At 65.4% G+C, this 3,000-nt stretch carries 4 protein-coding genes; 3 read left to right on the top strand and 1 reads right to left on the bottom strand.

The window, feature by feature from the left end; genetic code table 11:
* Positions 1 to 5 precede the first annotated feature (5 nt).
* Positions 6 to 1,211 (top strand): cryptochrome/photolyase family protein, encoded by a 1,206-nt coding sequence (locus tag EB084_22790; protein ID NDD31093.1) that lies wholly within the window; start codon positions 6 to 8, stop codon positions 1,209 to 1,211.
* A 73-nt stretch (positions 1,212 to 1,284) separates the two neighbouring features.
* Here the strand turns inward: EB084_22790 and EB084_22785 are convergent, their stop codons facing one another.
* On the bottom strand, positions 1,285 to 2,046 hold the full coding sequence (locus EB084_22785; GenBank protein NDD31092.1) for a hypothetical protein: 762 nt from the start codon (positions 2,044 to 2,046) through the stop codon (positions 1,285 to 1,287).
* 219 nt (positions 2,047 to 2,265) lie between these two features.
* On the opposite strand from EB084_22785, the gene efp reads away from it, so the two are divergent.
* Together efp and EB084_22775 are read left to right on the top strand one after the other, a co-directional pair.
* Positions 2,266 to 2,826, top strand: coding sequence for an elongation factor P (gene efp / locus EB084_22780; protein ID NDD31091.1), 561 nt, complete (start codon positions 2,266 to 2,268; stop codon positions 2,824 to 2,826).
* Positions 2,827 to 2,880: 54 nt separating this feature from the next.
* Positions 2,881 to 3,000: hypothetical protein (locus EB084_22775; GenBank protein NDD31090.1), on the top strand; the 120-nt coding region annotated here is incomplete at its 3' end.

Below are 3,000 nucleotides of genomic sequence, written 5' to 3'. Positions count from 1 at the left end.
TCACCATGGCGGCCAGCGGTCGCGGCGCCCGCGCCCTGCAGGCGCGACGCGGCTTCGAGGTTCTGCCGAACACCCAGTTCCTCTGCGGGCAGTACGATCCGCACCCCGACCCCGACCCGTCACGCCGCTACCTCTTCGAGCACTTCTACCGCCGCATGCGCACCCACTTCGGCGTGCTCCTCACCGAGACGGGTGAGCCCGTGGGCGGCAGGTGGAACTACGACGAGGAGAACCGCAACCCGCTCCCCAAGGGCACGCGCATCCCGCTGCCCGTGTCGTTCGCGCCGGACGCCATCACCGAACAGGTGATGCGCGAGGTCGCCGAGATGCCCGGCGTGGGCAGCGTCGACGGCTTCGATCTGGCGGTCACCGCAGAAGAGGCGCAAGGGGCGTTCGAAGACTTCGTGCGCCATCGCCTGGCGCTCTTCGGACCCTACGAAGACGCCATGACCGAGCGCGACGACGTGCTCTTCCACTCGAAGCTCTCGCCCTACATCAACATCGGCCTTCTCGCGCCCATGCCGCTGGTGACGGCCACCGAGCGGCTTTATCGCGAGGGGAAGGTGCCGCTGAGCAGCGCGGAGGGGTTCATTCGTCAGGTGATGGGCTGGCGCGAGTACATATGGTGGCAGTACTGGCGTCTGGGCGAGAAGATGCAGGGCATGAACCATCTCGACGCACAGCGCCCCCTGCCCACGTGGTTCTGGACCGGCAACACCCGCATGCGCTGCCTGCGCACGGTCATCGAGCGAACCCTGCGCACGGGCTGGAACCACCACATCGAGCGCCTCATGATACTCAGCAGCTTCAGCGTGCTGGCGGGGCTCGACCCGGTCGAGGTGAACCGCTGGTTCATGTCGATGTTCATCGACGCCTACGAGTGGGTGATGGTACCCAACGTGTTCGGCATGGGGCTGCACGCCGACGGCGGCCTCACCGCGACCAAGCCGTACGTCTCGGCGGGGGCCTACATCAAGCGCATGAGCGACTTCTGCACGGGCTGCGCCTACGACGTGAAGGCTCGCGACACCGACAACGCCTGCCCGTTCAACAGCCTCTTCTGGAGCTTCCTCGTGCGCAACGAGGAAGGCTTTCGCAAGAACATGCGCATGCAGCCCATGATGCGCGGCCTCTCGCGCTTCACGCCGGCCCAGGCGCAGGCCACCCAGCAACGCGCCGAAGCGCTGCTCGAAGGCATCGAGACGATCTGACCCTCGCGCCCCACACAAAACGAAAGGACCGGCAGCATTGCCGGCCCTCGTGCCTGCGACTGCGGTTGGCGCGTTACGCCACCAGCTGCAGCGCCGACTCCTGCTGCTCTTGCTGGTGGCTGAGCACCACCTGCAGGCTGCGCGTTGCGCGCATGGCATTGAACTTGTTGTAGCCCTCGAGCTCGCCCGCCGGCTCGTTCTCGGCGAAGCGAGAGTCGGTATCGCGGCTCAGCTTCTTGCTGTACGGGTCGTCTTGATTGAGGGCAGACATGATCTCGCGGAGATTGCGACGGGAGTAGAGAGCATCGTCTGACTTGACGAACTGCTGGTACTCGTTCTTCACCATCGACTGCAGGTTCTTGAGGAACTGGCGCTTCTGCATCTCTGGCTGCGACTGCGTTCCGCCGCTGCCGTTGGTCTGCTCGGTCTGGGCACGATTGAAGCGCCACTGGATCTGGGCCGAGGTGTCGAAGGCCACCTGGCCGCGGGGAGCCTGGCGACCCGCCTCTGGCGCCTGCTCTTGCGGCTGCTGTGCGCCCTTCGACTCGGTCTGCTCTTCGGTGGCGGGCGCCGAGTGCTGCTGCGGGGTGCTGATCTGACGCTGGCGGACCTTCTGGTCGGGCGTCTGCACCTGCGCCTGGGCCTGACCCTGGGGACCGCGCGGATCCTTGCCGGTCTTGGCGCCGCTGTTGGAGGTGTCTTGCTGCTCGAGCTCGCGTATGGTGTTGGTCTGTTCCTCCTGCTTCTTGACCTCCTTGATGGAGTCGCGGGGAACGAAGCCGACCATCTGCGCCTTGGTGGCCATCGCCGTCGAGGCGCCGCTGATGTTGCCCATAGCCATACGTGAGGTTCCTCCTTGTTTCCACTAGCAGTATACCGACACCGGCGGCGCTGGTAAAGAGGTCCGGCGCCCTGATTGTCCGCGTCTTCCGCCCCTCGGGAATGTGGCAGGAACCACGAAGACTTTCAAGAATCACGTTGCCTCCACACCACATCATTCGCGCTCGCCCGATCCGCGCTCCGCGGAGCCGAGGCGAACGCCGAGAGGCCACGCATGTTCAGTGTAAACGACTTCCGCACCGGCATCACCATCGAGCTCGAGGGCAACCTCTACACCGTGGTCGACTTCCAGCACGTCAAGCCGGGCAAGGGCGCTGCGTTCGTTCGTTCCAAGCTCAAGAACATCAAGACCGGATACAGCCTCGAGAAGACGTTCCGCGGCGGTGAGAAGGTCATGCGCGCCGTGGTCGAGCGCCGCCCGATGCAGTTCCTGTACAGCTCTGGCGACGACTACACGTTCATGGACAACGAGAACTACGAGCAGATCACCCTCGACAAGCAGTTCATCGGCGAGGGCACCAAGTGGATGAAAGACTCCACCGAGGTGAGCGTGCTGCTCCACAACGACACCCCCATCGGCATCGACCTGCCGAACTTCGTCGACCTCAAGGTCACGGTCACCGAGCCCGGCTTCAAGGGCGACACCGCCACGGGCGCGTCGAAGCCCGCCACCCTCGAGACCGGTGCGGTCATCAACGTGCCGCTCTTCATCAACGAGGGCGACGTGCTGCAGATCGACACGCGCACGGGTGAGTACCTGAAGCGCGTGAACTGACCCCCACCCCATGCCTTCGTCATCTCGCGCGCGCCGTCCGGGAGCTTTGGCTTGATGGGCGGCGCGCCGCGCGTTCTGGTGTTCGGCGCGGGGGCCATCGGGCAGTGGATCGGCGCCCGCTTCGCTGAGGCCGGCGCCCAGGTCACGCTGCTCTGCCGTCCCGCCTTCGCCACC

This window comes from Pseudomonadota bacterium, from assembly GCA_010028905.1.
Classification (GTDB): domain Bacteria; phylum Vulcanimicrobiota; class Xenobia; order RGZZ01; family RGZZ01; genus RGZZ01.
This window is presented reverse-complemented; position numbering and strand designations above follow the sequence as displayed.

Coding starts and splice junctions, on each gene's coding strand:
- EB084_22785 (NDD31092.1), bottom strand. CDS start 2,046: ATGGGCAACATCAGCGGCGCCTCGACGGCGATGGCCACCAAGGCGCAG.
- EB084_22790 (NDD31093.1), top strand. CDS start 6: ATGGCGGCCAGCGGTCGCGGCGCCCGCGCCCTGCAGGCGCGACGCGGC.
- efp (NDD31091.1), top strand. CDS start 2,266: ATGTTCAGTGTAAACGACTTCCGCACCGGCATCACCATCGAGCTCGAG.